Here is a 21,235-nt window from a genome sequence, read left to right as displayed (position 1 = left end):
AAAAATCAGCGCTGCTGTTGGCGCCTGTGGGCCCGTTGCATGGCAACCTGGCCCGATGATATAAGACGCCGCTAGCGCATGACTCGCTTCTATACTGGCCCTTTCAGCGGGCGCCTGACAAGCCGTATGTCCGCTCGTCACCGGTGGTTTGGCGCAACAGGAGATTCATTGTGAAATCGGACCAACTGATCGAACGTCTTGCCGCAGTGTTCGCGCTGATTATTCTCGTGGGTGGCTCGCTGCTGGTGCTTGCGCCTTTCACGACCGCGCTGCTTTGGGGCGCCATTCTCAGCTATAGCTCGTGGGGCTTGTACAGACGGCTGACCGCGGCCGTGGGCGGCCGGCGTAAGTGGGCCGCCACCTTGATCGTGTTGATTATTCTGATTGTGGTACTCGGACCGTTCGTCTATGCGGGCTTTGCCTTCGGGGCGCACGTGCATGACATCGTCGCGTTGGTTCAACGGCTCTTCGAGGCCGGCTTGCCGGATTTGCCGCCATGGGTTGCCCGGATTCCGCTGGTGGGGTCCAACATTGAGGCATTCTGGGAGCGTCTCACAAGCAGCAATTCGGAACTGATCGCGCAGTTGCGCACGCTCGCCGCGCCCGCCGGCAAGTGGATTCTGGCGGCCGCGATTGCTGTTACGCATGGTCTCGGGCTGCTGGCGTTGAGCATCGTGCTGGCCTTTTTCTTTTACACGGGGGGCGAGGGTGCAGCTGCCTGGCTGAATGCTGGCATGCGACGTATTGCCGGCGAGCGCGCCGATTATCTGCTGGCACTGGCCGGCAGCACGGTAAAGGGTGTGGTCTACGGAATTCTGGGCACGGCGCTCGTGCAAGGTATCCTGGCGGGTTTCGGGTGCTGGATCGCCGGCGTGCCGGCGCCGGCGTTGCTGGGGCTGGCGACATTCTTCCTGTCGGTGATACCGGGCGGTCCCGTTGTCGTCTGGTTGCCCGCGGCGATCTGGCTGTACCACGGTGGCGCAACTGGATGGGCGATCTTTCTGGTGGTGTGGGGCGTGCTGGTCGTCGGCATGTCCGACAACGTCATCAAACCGATCTTGATCGGCAAGAATAGCGACATGCCTCTAATCCTGGTGATGTTAGGAATCTTGGGCGGGGCATTTGCTTTCGGCTTCCTCGGGGTGTTCATCGGCCCGACTTTGCTGGCGGTCGCCTATACCGTGCTTCACGATTGGACGATCGGCGCGCCAGCTGCGCGCGCCTTGGCGCCCGACGTGAAAGCGCCTGTCGCCGATGAGCGTGGCCCCGTAAAAAAGGCGCCTTGAATAAATTCCAGATAACGCTTGCAAGGCGGAGTGGGGCTCGCTAGAATCTCGCTCTTTCGTGCTCCGGACAGCGGGGCACGGGAGGCGGGAGAGCCAGCAGTGGCAAGGCTTCCAGCGAAGTGGGCAGGTTCAGGAAGCTGGAAAAACCTGTTGACGGCGTAGCGGAAGTTCTTCATAATCTCGTTTCTCTGCTGCAGATGCAGCGACGCAGAACGAAGCGGTGCCGGGTGGTTGAAGTGTGGTGCTGGTTTGGTAGTGAATGCGTAACCGATCTTTAAAAATTAACAGCCGATAAGTGTGGGCGCTTGATGCGCGACGCGAGGCGGATCCTCCGGGGTCTGCCGCAAAGCGAAAGTATCAAGTCTCACACAGTAATGAAAGGAAGGTTTTTTCATCGCGAGATGGAAAGATCATTCGTCAGTACGTTGAGTGAGCGACCGGTTCTTAACTGAACCGAAAACAGTAACAGGTTTGAACTGAAGAGTTTGATCCTGGCTCAGATTGAACGCTGGCGGCATGCCTTACACATGCAAGTCGAACGGCAGCACGGGGGCAACCCTGGTGGCGAGTGGCGAACGGGTGAGTAATACATCGGAACGTGTCCTGTAGTGGGGGATAGCCCGGCGAAAGCCGGATTAATACCGCATGCGATCTGCGGATGAAAGCGGGGGATCTTCGGACCTCGCGCTGCAGGGGCGGCCGATGGCAGATTAGCTAGTTGGTGGGGTAAAGGCCTACCAAGGCGACGATCTGTAGCTGGTCTGAGAGGACGACCAGCCACACTGGGACTGAGACACGGCCCAGACTCCTACGGGAGGCAGCAGTGGGGAATTTTGGACAATGGGGGCAACCCTGATCCAGCAATGCCGCGTGTGTGAAGAAGGCCTTCGGGTTGTAAAGCACTTTTGTCCGGAAAGAAATCCTCTGCCCTAATACGGCGGGGGGATGACGGTACCGGAAGAATAAGCACCGGCTAACTACGTGCCAGCAGCCGCGGTAATACGTAGGGTGCAAGCGTTAATCGGAATTACTGGGCGTAAAGCGTGCGCAGGCGGTTCGCTAAGACAGATGTGAAATCCCCGGGCTTAACCTGGGAACTGCATTTGTGACTGGCGGGCTAGAGTATGGCAGAGGGGGGTAGAATTCCACGTGTAGCAGTGAAATGCGTAGAGATGTGGAGGAATACCGATGGCGAAGGCAGCCCCCTGGGCCAATACTGACGCTCATGCACGAAAGCGTGGGGAGCAAACAGGATTAGATACCCTGGTAGTCCACGCCCTAAACGATGTCAACTAGTTGTCGGGTCTTCATTGACTTGGTAACGTAGCTAACGCGTGAAGTTGACCGCCTGGGGAGTACGGTCGCAAGATTAAAACTCAAAGGAATTGACGGGGACCCGCACAAGCGGTGGATGATGTGGATTAATTCGATGCAACGCGAAAAACCTTACCTACCCTTGACATGTATGGAATCCTGCTGAGAGGTGGGAGTGCCCGAAAGGGAGCCATAACACAGGTGCTGCATGGCTGTCGTCAGCTCGTGTCGTGAGATGTTGGGTTAAGTCCCGCAACGAGCGCAACCCTTGTCCCTAGTTGCTACGCAAGAGCACTCTAGGGAGACTGCCGGTGACAAACCGGAGGAAGGTGGGGATGACGTCAAGTCCTCATGGCCCTTATGGGTAGGGCTTCACACGTCATACAATGGTCGGAACAGAGGGTCGCCAACCCGCGAGGGGGAGCCAATCCCAGAAAACCGATCGTAGTCCGGATCGCACTCTGCAACTCGAGTGCGTGAAGCTGGAATCGCTAGTAATCGCGGATCAGCATGCCGCGGTGAATACGTTCCCGGGTCTTGTACACACCGCCCGTCACACCATGGGAGTGGGTTTTACCAGAAGTGGCTAGTCTAACCGCAAGGAGGACGGTCACCACGGTAGGATTCATGACTGGGGTGAAGTCGTAACAAGGTAGCCGTATCGGAAGGTGCGGCTGGATCACCTCCTTTCTCGAGCTGGACGTGTCGAACGTTGAGCGCTCACGCTTATCGGCTGTGAAAATGGACAGACTCAGGGGTCTGTAGCTCAGTCGGTTAGAGCACCGTCTTGATAAGGCGGGGGTCGATGGTTCGAATCCATCCAGACCCACCAAAGTCTTGTCTGGTGTGCTGATCGTCTAAAAACCTCTGGGGTATCTGTATGACTGGGGGATTAGCTCAGCTGGGAGAGCACCTGCTTTGCAAGCAGGGGGTCGTCGGTTCGATCCCGTCATCCTCCACCAATCCTCAATGCCGGTTTTACTGCGGCAGACCTTGAAAGGGGTTTGCGGTGTAGTGAAACAGGCATTGGCGATTGAGCCAGTCAGAGTGACATGAAACAGGGTTTTATGTCGGCTGTCGTTCTTTAACAATCAGGAAGAAGTAGTAAAGAGATTCACGAAAGCATACTTAGAGATGGGTGTGCGAGTAGGTGAATCAGGGTTGTGATTGTATCAATGTATGAAAAGAGAGATCGAAAGATCGCTTTTGGAATACGGCGCAACACGAATACTCAACCTGTAGCGGGCGTGGCGAGCGTGTGATTCCCAGTGGATCACACAGGAGACACACCCGTTATAGGGTCAAGCGAACAAGTGCATGTGGTGGATGCCTTGGCGATCACAGGCGATGAAGGACGCGGTAGCCTGCGAAAAGCGGTGGGGAGCTGGCAAACGAGCTTTGATCCACCGATATCCGAATGGGGAAACCCGGCCCGTATGGGTCATCCATGACTGAATCCATAGGTCATGTGAAGCGAACGCGGTGAACTGAAACATCTAAGTAACCGCAGGAAAAGAAATCAACCGAGATTCCCAGAGTAGTGGCGAGCGAAATGGGACCAGCCTGTACTCTTTATCTTCATTGTTAGTCGAAGGCTCTGGAAAGTGCCGCCATAGCAGGTGATAGCCCTGTAGACGAAAACAGCGAGGAAGAACTAGGTGTACGGAAAGTAGGGCGGGACACGTGAAATCCTGTCTGAAGATGGGGGGACCATCCTCCAAGGCTAAATACTCGTGATCGACCGATAGTGAACCAGTACCGTGAGGGAAAGGCGAAAAGAACCCCGGGAGGGGAGTGAAACAGATCCTGAAACCGCATGCATACAAACAGTCGGAGCCTCGCAAGGGGTGACGGCGTACCTTTTGTATAATGGGTCAGCGACTTACATTCAGTGGCAAGCTTAACCGATTAGGGCAGGCGTAGCGAAAGCGAGTCCGAACAGGGCGTTCAGTCGCTGGGTGTAGACCCGAAACCAGGTGATCTATCCATGGCCAGGATGAAGGTGCGGTAACACGTACTGGAGGTCCGAACCCACTAACGTTGAAAAGTTAGGGGATGAGCTGTGGATAGGGGTGAAAGGCTAAACAAACCTGGAAATAGCTGGTTCTCTCCGAAAACTATTTAGGTAGTGCCTCGTGTATCACCTTCGGGGGTAGAGCACTGTCATGGTTGTGGGGTCCATTGCGGATTACTACGCCATAGCAAACTCCGAATACCGAAGAGTGCAATCACGGGAGACAGACATCGGGTGCTAACGTCCGGTGTCAAGAGGGAAACAACCCAGACCGCCAGCTAAGGTCCCCAAATATTGCTAAGTGGGAAACGAAGTGGGAAGGCTAAAACAGTCAGGAGGTTGGCTTAGAAGCAGCCATCCTTTAAAGAAAGCGTAATAGCTCACTGATCGAGTCGTCCTGCGCGGAAGATGTAACGGGGCTAAGCAATATACCGAAGCTGCGGATGCACATTTATGTGCATGGTAGGAGAGCGTTCCGTAAGCCTGCGAAGGTGCACTGGAAAGTGTGCTGGAGGTATCGGAAGTGCGAATGCTGACATGAGTAGCGATAAAGGGGGTGAAAGGCCCCCTCGCCGTAAGCCCAAGGTTTCCTACGCAACGTTCATCGGCGTAGGGTGAGTCGGCCCCTAAGGCGAGGCAGAAATGCGTAGCTGATGGGAAGCAGGTTAATATTCCTGCACCATTGTTGAATGCGATGGGGGGACGGATCGCGGAAGGTTGTCCGGGTGTTGGAAGTCCCGGTCCTTGCATTGGAGAAGGCGCTTTGGCAAATCCGGGCGCGGAATTCAAGGGTGCGAGGCCAGTCGCTCAGGCGACGAAGCAATCGGAAGTGGTTCCAGGAAAAGCCTCTAAGCTTCAGTTCAACAAGACCGTACCGCAAACCGACACAGGTGGGCGAGATGAGTATTCTAAGGCGCTTGAGAGAACTCGGGAGAAGGAACTCGGCAAATTGGTACCGTAACTTCGGGATAAGGTACGCCCCTGTAGCCTGACTGGCCTGCGCCAGAAGGGTGAAGGGGTTGCAATAAACTGGTGGCTGCGACTGTTTAATAAAAACACAGCACTCTGCAAACACGAAAGTGGACGTATAGGGTGTGACGCCTGCCCGGTGCCGGAAGATTAAATGATGGGGTGCAAGCTCTTGATTGAAGTCCCGGTAAACGGCGGCCGTAACTATAACGGTCCTAAGGTAGCGAAATTCCTTGTCGGGTAAGTTCCGACCTGCACGAATGGCGTAACGATGGCCACACTGTCTCCTCCCGAGACTCAGCGAAGTTGAAGTGTTTGTGATGATGCAATCTCCCCGCGGCTAGACGGAAAGACCCCATGAACCTTTACTGTAGCTTTGCATTGGACTTTGAACCGGTCTGTGTAGGATAGGTGGGAGGCTTTGAAGCGTGGACGCCAGTCTGCGTGGAGCCATCCTTGAAATACCACCCTGGTTTGTTTGAGGTTCTAACCTTGGTCCGTGATCCGGATCGGGGACAGTGCATGGTAGGCAGTTTGACTGGGGCGGTCTCCTCCCAAAGTGTAACGGAGGAGTACGAAGGTACGCTAGGTACGGTCGGAAATCGTGCTGATAGTGCAATGGCATAAGCGTGCTTAACTGCGAGACCGACAAGTCGAGCAGGTGCGAAAGCAGGTCATAGTGATCCGGTGGTTCTGTATGGAAGGGCCATCGCTCAACGGATAAAAGGTACTCTGGGGATAACAGGCTGATACCGCCCAAGAGTTCATATCGACGGCGGTGTTTGGCACCTCGATGTCGGCTCATCTCATCCTGGGGCTGTAGCCGGTCCCAAGGGTATGGCTGTTCGCCATTTAAAGAGGTACGTGAGCTGGGTTTAAAACGTCGTGAGACAGTTTGGTCCCTATCTGCCGTGGGCGCTGGATATTTGAAGGGGGCTGCTCCTAGTACGAGAGGACCGGAGTGGACGAACCTCTGGTGTACCGGTTGTCACGCCAGTGGCATCGCCGGGTAGCTATGTTCGGAAGAGATAACCGCTGAAAGCATCTAAGCGGGAAACTCGCCTTAAGATGAGATATCCCCGGGGCTTCGAGCCCCTTGAAGGGTCGTTCAAGACCAGGACGTTGATAGGTCAGGTGTGGAAGCGCAGTAATGCGTTAAGCTAACTGATACTAATTACCGTGAAACGACTCCACGCCGATGATAGTGCGGATTACCCGTGTGAAAGTAGGTAATCGTCAGGCTCCCCAGCAGCATCAGAAACCCCACCCAAAAAAGGTGGGGTTTCTGCGTTTACGTGGCCGCAAACACATAAAAAACGCACCGGAAACCGCCTTCACTCCCTGCCCATCCGCAGCGCGTTCGCGTAGCCTGTGAGCCTTCAGTTCTTGGCATTGTCTCGGCATCGATACTCGATTCCTCGACTCACACCCTTCGCAACAGTCCAAACTAAAGCGTAAAAATTGTACGGTCAGCCTTGTCTTTGCAACCTCAATCTGTAACCTAAGATAAACGGCTTGCGCAAATGTATCCGGGCTCGAAACAGGCGCAGATCAAGCGCCCGGCCCTCAATGAGAAGCCGCGTCCGACGGTCCTTAAAAAAGCCGTCAGTCTGCAGGACTGGATTTCATGTCAGGTTTCCTGCGCCACGACTCGTGTCCACGAGCGTGTTGCGCGTGAGGGAAAAAACAGTGCACGCCCAGATCGATACCGATCAGCGTCGCGTTTGCCATGCTGGCTTTCCGGAAAAGGAAACGGCCCGATCAGCGTAAGCCGATCGGGCCGTTTCTCTCAGGCTGACCATCCCAGTAAGCTGTTTTCATCAGACATAATAGCTGCCCGAAAATAGTATTCATCACCTCCTCAAACCCTTCCTGCATCCACCCGGGCAGCATCCCTCCGTCTTAACATTCATCCCAAAATACTGTATAAATATACAGTGAAAACTCGTCGCCTCATGCTTGCCTGATGCCGGGCAGGGCGGAGCATTCCCTTTCAAGAGCGTCCCTATGGCAGCAGCGATTCAGCTTGCGACGACCTCATTGTCGTCCCAATTACGGCGTCAGGTGTGGCAGGGCAACGAGCTTGCCGAGGCGGACTCGCGTGTGATTTCCAGCGGCTATGCTGCGCTGGATCAGTTGTTGCCGGGACAAGGTTGGTCGGCTGGCGGTCTGACAGAACTGTTGATCGAGCATGGTGGCGTGGGTGAAGTACGTCTGCTAGCCCATGCGCTGCGTCATCTGACGAGGCAAGCCGAGCGACATGTCATGCTCGTGGCGCCTCCGTATCAGCCATGCGCTGCCGCATTGAGAGCTTGGGGTGTCGATGTCGAGCGAGTCTTATGGGTGCGCTCAAGTGAAGACCAGGCCCTGTGGGCCGCCGCTCAGGCCTTGAAGCAGGATGGCATCGGAGCGGTCCTGGTTTGGCTGCCGAATGCGCGCGCCGACAAGGTCCGGCGTCTGCAAGTGGCGGCTCAGGAGTCGTCATCGCTGGCATTTTTGATCCGGCCTGTCGAAGCCGCCACGCAATCTTCCCCCGCGCCATTGCGAATGATCTGTGAGCCACTCTTGCCGGCCAATGCGCAGACGATCAACCGTCGTCAATGGCTGCAGGAGATTGGTCTATCGATCGACATCTTCAAGCGGCGTGGGCCGCCGCTAGCCGAGCCTCTTCGTCTCGTTTTGCCTTTACAAAGCGTCTTGTTACCGGAAAGCGGAGTCGGCGGCCATCAAGGACCAGAGATCAAACATGCTGTGGATCGCAGTCACATTGCCACTCTTGTCGCTGGAAGCGGTGAAGCCTCTCGTGCCGCTCCCGGATGGTTCGCTCGCGAAGCCGAATCGGCGTGAATCGCGCGACGAGACAAGCCAGCTTCACGATGCCGACAACATCGTTGAAGGACGTTGTTACGCACTAGCCGATTACGCGCACATCCTGATGCCGGATTTCGACGCATTGCGTGCCGGCGTGCATGCGGGTCATTCGCGTTCGTATGCCTTGGCGTTGGCGCCGGGGCTTGAACTGCTTTCCGTCGATGCCGCCCGCGAAACTCAGGCATTTGAAGCCATAGCGCTTGCCTTGCTGACGTACACGCCGAAAGTGTCACTGGCCGATGCGAGCACCCTGTTGCTGGAAGTCGGCTCCGGTTTGAGGCTGTTCGGCGGCTTGCGCACGTTGTTGTCGCGGGTGTCTGCCACGGTGGCGGAATTCGGCTATACGGCGCGCATCGCCTGTGCACCGACCGCTTGGGGAGCGTGGCTGTTGGCGCAGGCGCGCGCTGTTCGGCAGGGGCATCGCTGGCACGTGGTCAAGGAAACTTCACTCGCGCGTGTCCTCGATGGTTTATCGGTATCGTTGCTGCCGGTCACGCAAGCGCATCGCGATGCGTTTTCGCACATCGGCTGTACGACGCTCGCCGATTTGCGTCAATTGCCGCGCTCAGGTGTCGTGCGGCGTTTCGGCAGCGCAATCCTGGATCTGCTGGCGCAGGCGTATGGCACGCGCCCGGATCCACGCGAATCGTTTCGTGCGCCGGCGTCGTTCCATGCGCAATTGGAGTTGCCCTCGCGGGTCGATAACGCGGATGCATTGCTGTTCGCCGCGCGTCGGCTGATCGTGCAGTTGGCCGGCTGGCTGAGCGCGCATCATGCGGCGCTCAGCGGTTATACGTTGCTGCTCGAGCATGAATTGGCGTCTCGTCATGCACCGAAGACATCGAGTCTGAAGGTCGCGTGGGCCATACCGTCGCGCGATGCCGAGCATCTGATCTGGTTGCTGCGGGAAAAATTGAATCAGACGGTGCTGGCGGCGCCGGTCATCGAGTTGAAGCTGGTTGCGGATCAGATCGGCGAATATGCCGGGCGGTCGGACACCTTGTTTCCCATGCCCGAATCGGATGGCGATTCGATTGCGCGTCTGCTCGAACGCTTGAGCGCGCGGTTGGGACCGGAGAATGTGCTGCAGATGTCGGTGCAGGACGATCATCGTCCCGAGCGGGCAATGCGTGTCGAAGCCTACCAGGCGCAAGCGTTTTCGCGCAAGAAACGTTCGCCTGCGAAGTCCCGCTCGAAGATCAAAGCGGACAAAACCTGGCTGACCGATGAGTTGCGGCACGCTGCCGTGGAGGAAGGGCGCGAAGACGGGGAGACGGCCGCCTACGCGACCGAAGTGATGCTGGCCACCCAGGCGACCGAAGCCACCCAACGCCTATCCGGAACAAACAACGCTAAAAGCATCAACGCTAAAAGCATCAACACATCCGCACCGCAACCCAACAACGCCCAGGCATCCCTCGATCTACCCGACAGCGCGTTGCCTTCTCAACCTCGCCCGGTGTGGATGCTCGATAAGCCGCTGCGCCTGATGATGCGCGAGCAGCGGCCTGTCTATCGTCGTCCGCTGAAAATGCTCACGCGTACCGAACGGATCGAAGCAGGATGGTGGGACGGCAACACTGTCGAGCGGGATTACTACGTCGCGGCCGATGATCGCGGCCATATGTTCTGGGTATACCGCGAACGTCTTGGCGGCGAGTGGTATTTGCAGGGTTTGTTCGGCTGAGCATCATGTCCTTATCCCAGCCATCATTTCTCGCGCAGCAGGTACTCGCCGTCGATTTACCGGCGTATGCGGAGTTGCATTGCCTGACTAATTTCTCTTTTTTGCGTGGCGCTTCGCATCCTCATGAGCTCGTCGAGCAGGCGATGTCGCGCGGCTACAGCGCGCTCGCGATCACCGACGAATGTTCGTTGGCCGGCGTCGTGCGCGCTCACACAGCGTTGAGGGAAATCAAAGAGGAGCGAGACCGTCAGCAAAAAGAGCGAGATGACAAGGCCAAAGCTGCGCAACCGGAAGCGCCTTTGGACGATGCGCCGAAAGCCGAAACTTCTCAACAGGAAGCCACGGAAATCGAGGCATTAAAACCTCTTCCTCACCTGATCATCGGCAGCGAACTCAATCTGACCGACGAAAACGGCGAACCATTCTGCACCCTGGTTGCGCTGGCAACCAACCGCAACGGCTACGGCAATCTTTCCGAACTGATTACGCTAGCGCGCTCGCGAGCGGACAAAGGCAGCTATCGCCTTAGCCCGTCGGACTTCACCGATTTGCTCCCCCATCTTGCACATCTAAAAACGTTGCCCGATTGTGTCCTGATGCTCGTGCCGCAGCGCGCGGCGACGCTCTCGCATACGCTGCGTTGCGCGCATTGGCTCGCCTCGTTCGCTGCACAACGGGCGTGGATCGCGCTCGAACTCTGGCAAACGGGCAGCGACGATCTTCAGATCGACGCCTTGCGCATGATTTCAAAAGCGAGCGGTTTGCCACTGGTCGCGGCAGGCGGCGTTCTCATGCATGCCCGATCGCGCAAACCGTTGCAGGACACGATGACCGCCATCGGCCTCGTTACGCCGTTATCGCAATGCGGCCATGCGCTGGAGGCGAATGCGGAGCGGCATATGCGTACGCGCGTGCGGCTCGGCAAACTGTATCCGCGCGATACGCTGGAAGAAACGCTGCGTATCGCCGCGCTATGCCGCTTCTCGCTCGACGAACTCAAGTACGAGTATCCCGAAGAACTGGTGCCGGCCGGCGAGTCGCCGTCGAGTTATCTGCGCAAGCTGGTCATGGCCGGTGCGATGGAGCGCTGGCCTGAAGGCATGGACCTGAAGCGAATCGGTCAGATCGAAAAGGAGTTGGGGCTGATCGCCGATCTGAAATACGAAAAGTATTTTCTGACGGTGCACGATATCGTGAGTTTCGCGCGCTCCAGAAACATTCTCTGCCAGGGGCGAGGGTCAGCGGCGAATTCGATCGTCTGTTATTGCCTGCACGTCACGGAAATCGATCCGGTGCACATGAACATGCTGATCGAGCGATTCATCTCGCGCGCACGCAACGAGCCGCCTGATATCGACGTCGACTTCGAGCATCAGCGGCGCGAAGAGGTGATTCAATATATCTACGCGAAGTACGGCCGTCATCGGGCGGCCCTGACTGCATCGCTGATTACGTATCACGCGCGCAGTGCGCTGAAAGACGTCGGCAAGGCGTTGGGTCTCGAAGCGTCGTTGATCGAGCGGATCAGCAAGTCGCAACAATGGTGGGACGGCACAGATGCGGTCGCCAAATATCTGGCCGAAGCGGGCTTCGACGCCAACTCGCACATCACGCAGAATCTGATTCGCCTCACGAAGGAGTTGCGCACTTTTCCTCGTCATCTGTCGCAACACGTCGGCGGTTTTGTGATCGCGAAAGACAAGCTGTCGCGGCTCGTGCCGATCGAGAACGCGACGATGAAAGACCGCAGCGTGATCGAATGGGACAAGGACGATATCGACGCGCTCAAGCTGCTGAAAGTCGACGTGCTGGCGCTAGGCATGTTGTCGGCCATCCGGCGCGCGCTGGAATTCGTCGCGTTGAGGCGCGGTTTTCCGACATTCAGGATGCAGGATATTCCGCGCGAGGATCGCGCCGTCTACGAAATGTGCGGCCATGCCGATACGATCGGTGTATTCCAGATCGAATCGCGTGCGCAGCAAAGCATGCTGCCGCGTCTGAAGCCCAACAAGTACTACGATCTCGTGATCGAAGTGGCGATCGTGCGGCCCGGGCCGATTCAGGGCGGCATGGTGCATCCCTATCTGCGCCGCAAACAGGGGCTCGAACCTGTCGACTACGCGAAGGATGAGTTGCGTCCCGTGCTCGAACGTACGCTCGGCGTGCCGATTTTCCAGGAGCAGGTCATGCATCTGGCGATGGTTGCGGCGAAATATACCGGTGAGCAGGCCGATCAGTTGCGGCGCGCCATGGCCGCATGGCGGCGCAGCGGCAACCTGGCGAAGTACCAGAAGGATTTGAACGAGCGGATGCTCAAGCGCGGTTATGAACAGGAGTTCATCGATCGCATCTGCAAACAGATCGAAGGCTTCGGCGAGTATGGATTTCCGGAGAGCCATGCGGCGAGCTTCGCGCTGCTCGTCTATCTCAGCGCGTGGTTGAAGCGCTATGAACCGGCTGCTTTTCTGGCGGGTTTGCTGAACAGTCAGCCGTTGGGGTTTTATTCGCCGTCGCAACTCGTTCAGGATGCGAAGCGTCACGGCGTCGAGGTATTGCCGCCCGACGTGACCTTGAGCGATTGGGAGTCGACATTCGAACGACGCGGTCATGAAGGACAGCGGATCTCAGCGGACGAAACCTGTTTGCATCGTCAGCAAGCCGTACTATCCGCGCAGCAACTGCGCGATCTTTCGCTACGGCGCCTGACGGTAAGCAGGACGGTCCGGCGCGCGGCACAGCGATTGACTGCCCGCGTGTTTCAAGCGTCGAACACCTATGGCGCTCGCGGTCCCGCCGTGCGCATCGGCATGCATCTGATCAAGGGTCTGGCGCAAGGAGCCGCCGAGCGCATCATGGCCGCTCGCAACGAGGCGCGGTTTACCGATGTCGACGACCTGGCGCGTCGCGCGGCCTTGACGCGGCGCGATCTCGAAGCGCTTGCCGCGGCGAACGCGCTGCTCAGTATCGCGGGACATCGGCGCGAAGCGTGGTGGGCCGTGACGGCGCAACACACGGTGCCCAAACTGCTGCGCGATGCGCCGGTCGCCGAAGCGCCGCTGATGTTGCCGCAGGCAGCCGAAAGCCGCGAAATCGTCGACGACTATGCGAGTATCGGTCTCACGCTCAATCGCCATCCGCTCGCATTGTTGCGCGCACGCCTTGCCCAACAGCGTTTTCGCACGGCCGCCGAACTCGCCGCGTGTCAGCACGGCACACTGGCGCGAGCGTGCGGCATTGTCACTGTGCGGCAGCGGCCGGGCACGGCAAACGGCACGGTGTTCGTCTCCATTGAAGACGAGACCGGTTCGATCAATGTGATCGTCTGGCCGTCTCTGGTGGAAAAGCAGCGCAAGGTGCTGCTGGGTTCGTCGTTGCTGGCGGTGTACGGCGTTTTGCAGCGTGACGACGGCGTGGCTACCGGAGGCAACAACGCCGGCAATGGAGTGAGCGCGAATCAGGGCGACAGGGTGAAAAAGAAACACAAGGGCGAGGTGATCCATCTCGTCGCCCATCGACTCGAAGACCACAGCGAATGGCTCGGCGAACTGGCCACGGCGAGCCGCGATTTTCATTAAGGCCAGCTTGCCGCGGCCGAATCCGCAACCGTTACCACGCCGTTATGCCGGCGCACATCGCACGCATGGCACCGCGACTGCCCTGGCTGGCCCTACCCGCCACACGAGACGTTCTACGCTTGTGCGGCACCTCGCCACGGGAACGCGGCTAACACCTGACGGATCGCCGTATCGAACGGCGTGCGGCGGCCGATCCCAAGCGCTTCGAGCCGGTTAGAAGCCAGGTGGCAATTATGCGGGCGCGGCGTTGCGTCGGCCGGCGTGGGTTGCGGCGTCAGATGCGCATCGAGTTGCAGCGCTTCAGCAAGGCGCACGGCGATCTCGTACTTGTTCATCGGCTCGTCGCCCGACCATTGCACCATGCCGCGAATCGCATCGCCCTGCGCATGCCGTTCGAGCATCTGCCGGATCACGAAGGCGACGTCGGGCGTGAAGGTGGGATAACGGATCGCCCATGCGTCCATGACGGCGGATTTGCCCCCGGGCGCAGCCGACGCGGCGATCGCCGGCACGAGACTCGTCACGGCCGACTCCGCCCAACTGACGATCGGCCCGTACAGCAGCGGCAAACGCAGCACGCAGCCGAGGTCGGTCGATTCGGCCAGCGCGTGCTCGCCTTCGAGCTTGCTGCGCCCATAGGCATTGAGCGGAGCGGGCACGGAATCGTGCTGGTAGGGCGGGTGCGTGCCGTCGAACACGTAATCGGTTGAGATCGACAACGTCCATGCGCCACGCCGGTTTGCCGCCGCGGCAAGGCTGCGCACCGCATCGACATTCAGCGCGCGGGCCAGCGCCGGATCATGTTCGCACACGTCCGGCCGACGCTCCGCCGCGGCAATCACGAGCGCGTCCGGCGCTTCGCGCTCGACGAACTGCTCGACCGCCTGCGCGTCGCGAATATCCAGCGCTACCGTGCCCGGCGCGGGCCGGCTGAACGCCGTGGCCACGACCTGCCAGCCGGCCTGTTGCGCCAGCTCGGCGACGAGCGCGCGGCCTAGCAGCCCGGAGGCACCAATGACAGCAACTTTGAGCATGGCGTGAGCTCGCTTAACGGGTGCCGGACGCGCCGCTTGTTGAGCCGCCTGCGTTATTTGTCGCGCCATTTGCCACGCCAGTCACTGTGTAGCCGGCTTCGTCGATGGCGGCCTTCAGCGTCTCAGCCGCTTGCGCCGATTCCACCATGACGCGCCCCGCTGCGAGATCCACCTGGACTCGCGCGGCCTCATCGTGTTCGCGGATTGCGTTCGTGACCGCTGCCACACAATGCTGGCAGCTCATGCCTTCTACCTGAAATTCAATCGTCATCGGAATTGCCTCGGGAAAATGGATCGTGCGATGGTTGAATTATGCCTGCCGATCCGTATTTGAGTGGGTGACCTTCCCACCATGGGAAGGTGTACGATCGACGTCCACACTGGAGAAATGGCCATGAATATCGGTGAAGCGGCCCGTGCGTCGGGCCTCACGGCGAAAATGATTCGCTACTACGAAAGCGTAGGCTTGCTGGCGGCGAAATCGCGCACGAACGCCGGTTATCGCGTATATGGCCCGCAAGAGGTTCATTCGCTGCGCTTCATCCGCCAGGCGCGCCGGCTCGGCTTCCTGATCGAGGATATTCGACGGCTGCTGGCACTGTGGCACGACCACTCGCGCGCTAGTGCCGAAGTGAAGACAATTGCGCTGGAACACGTTGCGGAACTCGATCGCCGCATCGCCGAACTGACCGACATGCGGGACACATTGGCGCACCTGGCCGACCATTGTCACGGCGACGACCGTCCTGATTGTCCGATTATCGAGCGGCTTGCCGATACCGATCTCATTTCGGGCCAGGGCTGTCACCCAATTTGAGGTGGTTGTGGCGATGGGTGCAACCCGTTGGCTGAACCTAGTACAACTCGAATCGCATTTCGCACCAATAATGTGCGAAAAAATACGGGGCGGTATCGATTGCCGCTAACAACTCATCTTGAATTCAGCGAAATCAATAACTTACGTGCACCACGTCCGTGCATCATTCCAAAACGGAATGCACGTCATGCGGGCATTTCACTAGCCAGGTTGCGCCATAAGGCTATAATCCGGGTTAACCCTTTTACGGGAAATCCCTGATGCCCAATCCACCGGGGATTCAATCTGATCCTTGGAGAACATCATGTTTGCATACGTACTTGAAAAGCTGAGCACCTGGTTTGAAACCGCTGAACGCACCCGTCGCGAAGCTTACCTGGCATCGTCGTCGGACATCGTCCAGCTCGAACAGCGCATCCGTTCGCTCGAAACCAACGGCTACTCGCTGTAAGTTTCAACCGCATCAAGTTTGACCCCGGCAGCGCTAATTGCGTGGCCACAACAGTCAAAGCGTTGAGCCCCGTCTATGCGGGGCTTTGTCACATCTGGACCTCGAAAATTTCAGTCAGACGGCGCCCCACGGCTACTCGTGGCGAATATCGACTAGCCTCGAGGCTACCGTCGCGGTAAGGTAAAGCGTTTTTCTGCGCAATCCGGCTTTCTCACAATCAACCGGTCCGCCACCATGCCATCTGCCCGCCCGCTCAAATCTTTCCTGGCCGTAACCATTGCAGCCTGCCTGACCACGGTTTTCGCTGTCTCGACCGTGTCGGCCGCATCGACCAGCACGCGCAAGCCGGTGATTCTCGACTCGCAGAACGGCATCAGCGACGGCCAGAGCGGGACCGTGCTGCAGACCGCGCCGCTTTCGCGGCAGCCGATCGTCGAAGCGCAGCCCATCGCGACGCCGGCCGAACTGGCGCCGAATTCGTCGATCCCGATCGTTGTTGCGCCCTATATCCAGTTGCCCGCGGGCGGTGGTGCGCTGCCGCCGCAACCGCAACCTCGTCCAGCGCATCGGCCGCAGTAAGCTCTCGCGGTGTGATTGCTCACAGCAGTTCTTTCCGTCTCTATTGGTGGTTGGTGAGCGACTAGTTCGCCCCCGGGTGGACGCACGCGGTGAGTAGGCCTGCGATGATTGACGCACTCGCCTTACTCGCCGACTACGGCGGCGCGTGAGTAATGGAGGAGCACAAACACGGGACCGACAACTCATGCGCCTGCGCGCTGCGCGCCATTGGGGTTTGGGCGCATGGCGCGGGCGAAACCGTGCGACGACAATCATCGCGCGGTCTCTCGCCAGCGACTCGGGCCACGCATCAAGCCCGGCTCTACTGAATTGAACGAAAAAACCAGAACAAGGAGACATCGAATGCCGACTCACTGGATGCGGCAGGCCGGAGGGGCCTGCGTCACGCTGCTCGCGCTGGCTGCACTGCCTGGCGCCGCGCTTGCCAAAGACACGCCGGAAAAGCCCGCGCTGACGATGGCCGTCGGTGGTCTGCCGGGTCTTTACTATCTTCCGGTGCTCGCCGCGCAACAGTTGGGCTACTTCAAGGACGAAGGCCTGGACGTCACGCTCGAAGATTTCGCGGGCGGATCGAAGGCGCTGGAAGCGGTAGTGGGCGGCAGCGCGGACGTGGGCGCGGGCGCATTCGAGCACACGCTGTTCATGCAGGAAAAAGGACAGCACTACCGGGCGTTCGCGCTGATGGGACGCGCGCCGCAAATCGTCGTCGCGGTGCTGAAGTCGAAGGCCGATCAACTCAAGACTTTAGCGGACTTCAAAGGCGCGAAAGTCGGCGTGAGCGCACCGGGTTCGTCGACGGATCTCGTGCTCACCGTGGCTTTGCGCAAAGCCGGCGTGCAGCGCAACGAGATTTCGGCGATCGGCGTGGGCAGCGGCGCCTCCGTGCTCGCTGCGGTAAGCGGCGGCCAGATCGACGCACTCTCCAACGTCGATCCGATGATGACCAAATTGACGCGTAGCGGCGCGATCAAGGTGCTGGTCGACACGCGCACGGTGAAGGGCACGCAAGAGGTGTTCGGCGGGACAATGCCGGCGGCGACGCTGTACGCCTCGGACAATTTCATTCAGAAGTATCCGAAGACAACGCAGGCGCTCGCCAATGCAATCGTGCGCGCCGATCAGTGGCTGCAGACGGCAAGCGATGCCGATCTGCTGAAAATGGTGCCGCCGGCCTATCTGCTCAACGATTCGGCGCTGTATGTGGAGGCCTTCCACAACGTACGCGACGCCTATTCGCCGGACGGCCTGATGCCCGCGGATGGCCCGGCGACCTCGTTGCGCGCGTTGTCCTCGTTCGATGGCCGGCTCGATCCGAAAAAGATCGACCTGAATGCGACCTATACCAACGACTTTGCTCGCAAGGCCGCGGCGCAACTCAAGTAATCGGGCGAGCGGCTGACTGTGCAGCCGGTTGCGCGCGTCGTGTGCGCGTCGCCGGCGACAAGGGTGACCCGGCTCAACACCGTCGCAGGCCACAGCGCCGACTGTGCTGAACTCGATCTGTTGCGGCATTCGAGCAGGCTTCTCGTGCTGCCCGACGCACCGGTCACGCAGTTGCCCGCGCTCGCAGCCGGCAATACGGACTCAGTCGCCGCGATACTCCACCTTGAATTGCGCGACCTTGTCTTCTCCTAGCGCCTTGACGAGCCAGGGCATCTGATCTTTCAGCGTTTTTGCCAGCGTATACGGCGGGTTCAGGATGAACATGCCGCTGCCGAAAAGTCCAAAACCGTCCTCGGGCGGATTGCTGACCGTCAGGCTCACGTGCAGCCAGTTTTTGTCCTGCAACTTCTTCAACTGATCGGGGAAGCGCTGCGACTCCGGGCGTCTCACTTGCGGATACCACACGGCATACGTGCCGGTCGGGAACCGCTTCAGACTTTCTTCGACGCAGCGCAGCGTACGAATGTAGTCGCGCTTGTCCTCATACGACGGATCGAGCAGCACCAACGCGCGGCGTGGCGCCGGCGGCAACAAGGCGAGGATGCCGTCGAAGCCGTCGCCCGCATACAGCATCGCACGGCGGCCCGCGTCGCGGAAATTGTGACGCAGCACGTCGATTTCGGTGGTGTGCAGTTCGAACAGACGCATGCGGTCCTGCTCGCGCATCTGCCGCCACGCGATATACGGCGAGCCGGGATAGAAACGCAACTGGCCGTCCGGATTGAGCGCGCCTACCTCGTCGACGTAGTCCGCGAACATCGGCGGCAGATCGTTGCGCTCCCACAGTTTGGCGATGCCGGTCTGGAACTCGCCGGTTTTGGTCGCGTAACCTTCCTTCAGCGAATAGACGCCCGCGCCCGCATGCGTGTCGATATACCAGTAGGATTTGTCCTTCTGGCCGAGGTAGCGCAGGAGCTGCAACACGACGGCGTGTTTCAGAACGTCGGCGTGATTGCCTGCATGAAAGGCGTGGCGGTAGCTGAGCATGATGAGGAGACGCTGAAAGAGGGCGTGCCGCTCCAGGGCGGATTCGGCGATGCGGATGCAATGCGGCTGCACAACGGACATACGGCGCCGGCGTGCAACGCGGTCGCGTATTGTACGCGACGCCGCGTTGCGCCCCGCGCTTCGCAGCGAGTTGCACGCGTAACATGGCCGCGATGCCGCCGCAGCCATGTTACGCGGTCACGCGAATCCGGTCAGTCGTGCGCGTCGCCGATAATTTCCTCGATCCGCGTCTTGATCTCCGGCGTGATCCGCTCGGCCACCTCGGCGGACTTCATGTTCTCGCCGATCTGTTCCACCCGCGACGCGCCCGTAATCACTGTGCTGACATTGGGATTCTTCAGAATCCAGCCGATGGCGAGCTGGCCGACCGTGCAGCTCAATTCGTCCGCGACTTCGCCGAGCTTGCCGACCACGTTGTTCTGGCCCGCGTCGGTAACTTGCTGGCGCAACCAGTCGTAACCCTGCAATTGCGCGCGGCTGTCGGCCGGCACGCCGTCACGGTATTTGCCGGTCAGCAGGCCGGACGCAAGCGGACTCCAGGTGGTCAACCCGAGGCCGATATCCTCGTATAGCCGCTTGTATTCCTGCTCGACGCGCTTGCGGTGGAACAGGTTGTACTGCGGCTGTTCCATGACCGGCTTGTGCAGATGATGCCGTTCCGCGATCTCATAAGCGGCGCGGATTTCATCGGCGCTCCATTCGGAGGTGCCCCAGTACAGCGCCTTGCCGCGAGTGATCATGTCGCTCATGGCCCAGACGGTTTCCTCCACCGGCGTGTTCGGGTCGGGACGATGACAGAACACCAGATCGACATAGTCGAGTTGCAGACGTTTGAGCGACGCGTCGATCGCGTTCAGCAGATATTTGCGGTTCAACGTGTGGTACTGGTTCGGCGCTTCCGCCAGCCCCCAGAAGAATTTCGTCGAAACCACATAGCTCACGCGCGGCCACGCCAGTTCCTTCAGCGCCTGGCCCATGATCTCTTCGGATTTGCCACCAGCATAAACCTCGGCGTTGTCGAAGAAGTTGACTCCCGCATCACGCGCGGCCGCGAGTGATTCGCGTGCCGCGTGGGTGTCCACCTGATTGCCGTAGGTGACCCACGAGCCGATGGACAGCTCGCTGACTTGCAGGCCGGAACGGCCCAGACGTCGATAATTCATGCATTCCTCCTTGTTGGTGATGCCACCGGAATCCCGCTGAAAACGTCCAGTTTAAAGAGATAAGCTTTGATGCGCTTTTTACCGATGCAGTTCACACGGTTCATGCACAATAGCAGCGTTGGCCGCAGTGCAGCATTCGGCCGGACGGCCTATGCCGTTTGGCCGACTTCACGCCGCTCGCGGCCCGTGGTCTCATTGTCATCAACTGCATGGAGGTTCTGGATGTCGTCAACGAACACGAATCTGAATGGCAAAGTCGCCGTGGTTACCGGCGCCGCAAGCGGCATCGGCAAGCAGATCGCGCTGACTCTTTCCGCGGCGGGCGCGGCGGTCGCGATTGCCGACCTGAACCAGGACGGGGCGAACGCCGTCGCTGAAGAAATCAAAAAGGGCGGCGGCAAGGCAATTGGCGTGGCGATGGACGTCACGAACGAGGACGCCGTCAATCAGGGCATCGACAAGGTCGCCGCGGAACTCGGCTCGGTTGATATTCTCGTTTCCAACGCCGGCATTCAGATCGTCAATCCGATCGAAAACTATTCGTTTTCAGACTGGAAGAAAATGCAGGCGATCCACGTGGACGGCGCCTTCCTGACCACCAAGGCCGCGCTCAAGCACATGTACAAGGACGATCGCGGCGGCATCGTGATCTACATGGGCTCGGTCCATTCGCACGAAGCGTCGCCGCTCAAATCGGCCTATGTCACGGCCAAGCACGCACTGCTGGGCCTCGCGCGCGTGCTCGCCAAAGAAGGCGCAAAGCACAACGTGCGCTCGCATGTCGTGTGTCCCGGATTCGTGCGCACGCCGCTCGTCGACAAGCAGATTCCCGAACAGGCCAAGGAACTGGGCATCAGCGAGGAAGACGTGGTCAAGCGCGTCATGCTGGGCGGCACGGTCGACGGTGTCTTCACCACGGTGGAAGACGTCGCGCAAACGGTGCTGTTCCTGTCCACCTTCCCGACGGCGGCGCTGACCGGCCAGTCCTTTATTGTGAGCCACGGCTGGTATATGCAATAAGGAG

The 21,235-nt window shown here is 59.1% G+C and carries 13 protein-coding genes, 2 tRNA genes and 2 rRNA genes; 13 read left to right on the top strand and 4 right to left on the bottom strand.

The window, feature by feature from the left end; all coding sequences use genetic code 11:
- Positions 1–170: 170 nt before the first annotated feature.
- From RI103_RS13085 to RI103_RS13050, 8 genes are all read left to right on the top strand, one after another.
- Positions 171–1,286, top strand: a complete 1,116-nt coding sequence (locus RI103_RS13085; RefSeq protein ID WP_310812416.1) for an AI-2E family transporter — start codon at positions 171–173, stop codon at positions 1,284–1,286.
- Positions 1,287–1,759: 473 nt separating this feature from the next.
- Positions 1,760–3,290 (top strand): 16S ribosomal RNA (locus tag RI103_RS13080).
- 65 nt (positions 3,291–3,355) lie between these two features.
- A tRNA-Ile gene (locus RI103_RS13075) sits at positions 3,356–3,432 on the top strand.
- 54 nt (positions 3,433–3,486) lie between these two features.
- Positions 3,487–3,562, top strand: a tRNA-Ala gene (locus RI103_RS13070).
- A gap of 337 nt (positions 3,563–3,899) precedes the next feature.
- Positions 3,900–6,775 (top strand): 23S ribosomal RNA (locus RI103_RS13065).
- Together the 16S and 23S rRNA genes with 2 tRNA genes alongside form the textbook arrangement of a ribosomal RNA operon.
- Positions 6,776–7,590: 815 nt before the next feature.
- Complete coding sequence (imuA, locus tag RI103_RS13060; RefSeq protein ID WP_310812415.1) at positions 7,591–8,430, top strand: translesion DNA synthesis-associated protein ImuA; 840 nt, start codon at positions 7,591–7,593, stop codon at positions 8,428–8,430.
- Positions 8,330–10,141 (top strand): DNA polymerase Y family protein, encoded by a 1,812-nt coding sequence (locus tag RI103_RS13055; protein WP_310812414.1) that lies wholly within the window; start codon positions 8,330–8,332, stop codon positions 10,139–10,141. The genes imuA and RI103_RS13055 overlap by 101 nt, the downstream gene beginning before the upstream one ends.
- A gap of 5 nt (positions 10,142–10,146) precedes the next feature.
- Entirely contained in the window at positions 10,147–13,716 is a 3,570-nt protein-coding gene (locus RI103_RS13050) for an error-prone DNA polymerase (RefSeq protein ID WP_310812413.1), read from the top strand.
- A 113-nt stretch (positions 13,717–13,829) separates the two neighbouring features.
- Here the strand turns inward: RI103_RS13050 and RI103_RS13045 are convergent, their stop codons facing one another.
- A complete protein-coding gene (locus RI103_RS13045; RefSeq protein ID WP_310812412.1) occupies positions 13,830–14,750 on the bottom strand; it encodes an SDR family oxidoreductase in 921 nt (306 codons plus the stop codon).
- A 13-nt stretch (positions 14,751–14,763) separates the two neighbouring features.
- On the bottom strand, positions 14,764–15,021 hold the full coding sequence (locus tag RI103_RS13040; RefSeq protein WP_310812411.1) for a cation transporter: 258 nt from the start codon (positions 15,019–15,021) through the stop codon (positions 14,764–14,766).
- Between the two features lie 123 nt (positions 15,022–15,144).
- Between RI103_RS13040 and cueR the strand changes: the two genes are divergently transcribed.
- The 4 genes from cueR (at position 15,145) to RI103_RS13020 (ending at position 17,980) form a co-directional block, all read left to right on the top strand.
- On the top strand, positions 15,145–15,567 hold the full coding sequence (gene cueR, locus RI103_RS13035) for a Cu(I)-responsive transcriptional regulator (protein ID WP_310812410.1): 423 nt from the start codon (positions 15,145–15,147) through the stop codon (positions 15,565–15,567).
- 304 nt (positions 15,568–15,871) lie between these two features.
- Positions 15,872–16,018, top strand: coding sequence for a DUF3563 family protein (locus tag RI103_RS13030; protein ID WP_012432419.1), 147 nt, complete (start codon positions 15,872–15,874; stop codon positions 16,016–16,018).
- A gap of 234 nt (positions 16,019–16,252) precedes the next feature.
- On the top strand, positions 16,253–16,597 hold the full coding sequence (locus RI103_RS13025; RefSeq protein ID WP_310812409.1) for a hypothetical protein: 345 nt from the start codon (positions 16,253–16,255) through the stop codon (positions 16,595–16,597).
- A gap of 342 nt (positions 16,598–16,939) precedes the next feature.
- Complete coding sequence (locus tag RI103_RS13020; RefSeq protein WP_310812408.1) at positions 16,940–17,980, top strand: ABC transporter substrate-binding protein; 1,041 nt, start codon at positions 16,940–16,942, stop codon at positions 17,978–17,980.
- Between the two features lie 201 nt (positions 17,981–18,181).
- On the opposite strand, the gene RI103_RS13015 is transcribed toward RI103_RS13020, so the two are convergent.
- Positions 18,182–19,027, bottom strand: coding sequence for a 23S rRNA (adenine(2030)-N(6))-methyltransferase RlmJ (locus RI103_RS13015; protein WP_310815232.1), 846 nt, complete (start codon positions 19,025–19,027; stop codon positions 18,182–18,184).
- Positions 19,028–19,239: 212 nt separating this feature from the next.
- Positions 19,240–20,211: an aldo/keto reductase gene (locus tag RI103_RS13010; protein WP_310812407.1), complete on the bottom strand. Its 972-nt coding sequence runs from the start codon at positions 20,209–20,211 to the stop codon at positions 19,240–19,242.
- A 222-nt stretch (positions 20,212–20,433) separates the two neighbouring features.
- Here RI103_RS13010 and RI103_RS13005 point away from each other — a divergent pair, with 222 nt between their 5' ends.
- The gene (locus tag RI103_RS13005; RefSeq protein WP_310812406.1) at positions 20,434–21,231 is read left to right on the top strand and encodes a 3-hydroxybutyrate dehydrogenase; all 798 of its coding nucleotides are present in this window, start codon (positions 20,434–20,436) and stop codon (positions 21,229–21,231) included.
- Positions 21,232–21,235 lie beyond the last annotated feature (4 nt).

The sequence above is a fragment of the Paraburkholderia sp. FT54 genome (assembly GCF_031585635.1).
GTDB lineage: Bacteria > Pseudomonadota > Gammaproteobacteria > Burkholderiales > Burkholderiaceae > Paraburkholderia.
The sequence above is the reverse complement of the archived record's forward strand: the minus strand, read 5'-3'. Positions and strand labels throughout refer to the sequence as shown.

Coding starts and splice junctions, on each gene's coding strand:
- RI103_RS13015 (WP_310815232.1), bottom strand. CDS start 19,027: ATGCTCAGCTACCGCCACGCCTTTCATGCAGGCAATCACGCCGACGTT.
- cueR (WP_310812410.1), top strand. CDS start 15,145: ATGAATATCGGTGAAGCGGCCCGTGCGTCGGGCCTCACGGCGAAAATG.
- RI103_RS13040 (WP_310812411.1), bottom strand. CDS start 15,021: ATGACGATTGAATTTCAGGTAGAAGGCATGAGCTGCCAGCATTGTGTG.
- RI103_RS13030 (WP_012432419.1), top strand. CDS start 15,872: ATGTTTGCATACGTACTTGAAAAGCTGAGCACCTGGTTTGAAACCGCT.
- RI103_RS13050 (WP_310812413.1), top strand. CDS start 10,147: ATGTCCTTATCCCAGCCATCATTTCTCGCGCAGCAGGTACTCGCCGTC.
- RI103_RS13025 (WP_310812409.1), top strand. CDS start 16,253: ATGCCATCTGCCCGCCCGCTCAAATCTTTCCTGGCCGTAACCATTGCA.
- RI103_RS13045 (WP_310812412.1), bottom strand. CDS start 14,750: ATGCTCAAAGTTGCTGTCATTGGTGCCTCCGGGCTGCTAGGCCGCGCG.
- RI103_RS13005 (WP_310812406.1), top strand. CDS start 20,434: ATGTCGTCAACGAACACGAATCTGAATGGCAAAGTCGCCGTGGTTACC.
- RI103_RS13055 (WP_310812414.1), top strand. CDS start 8,330: ATGCTGTGGATCGCAGTCACATTGCCACTCTTGTCGCTGGAAGCGGTG.
- imuA (WP_310812415.1), top strand. CDS start 7,591: ATGGCAGCAGCGATTCAGCTTGCGACGACCTCATTGTCGTCCCAATTA.
- RI103_RS13010 (WP_310812407.1), bottom strand. CDS start 20,211: ATGAATTATCGACGTCTGGGCCGTTCCGGCCTGCAAGTCAGCGAGCTG.
- RI103_RS13020 (WP_310812408.1), top strand. CDS start 16,940: ATGCCGACTCACTGGATGCGGCAGGCCGGAGGGGCCTGCGTCACGCTG.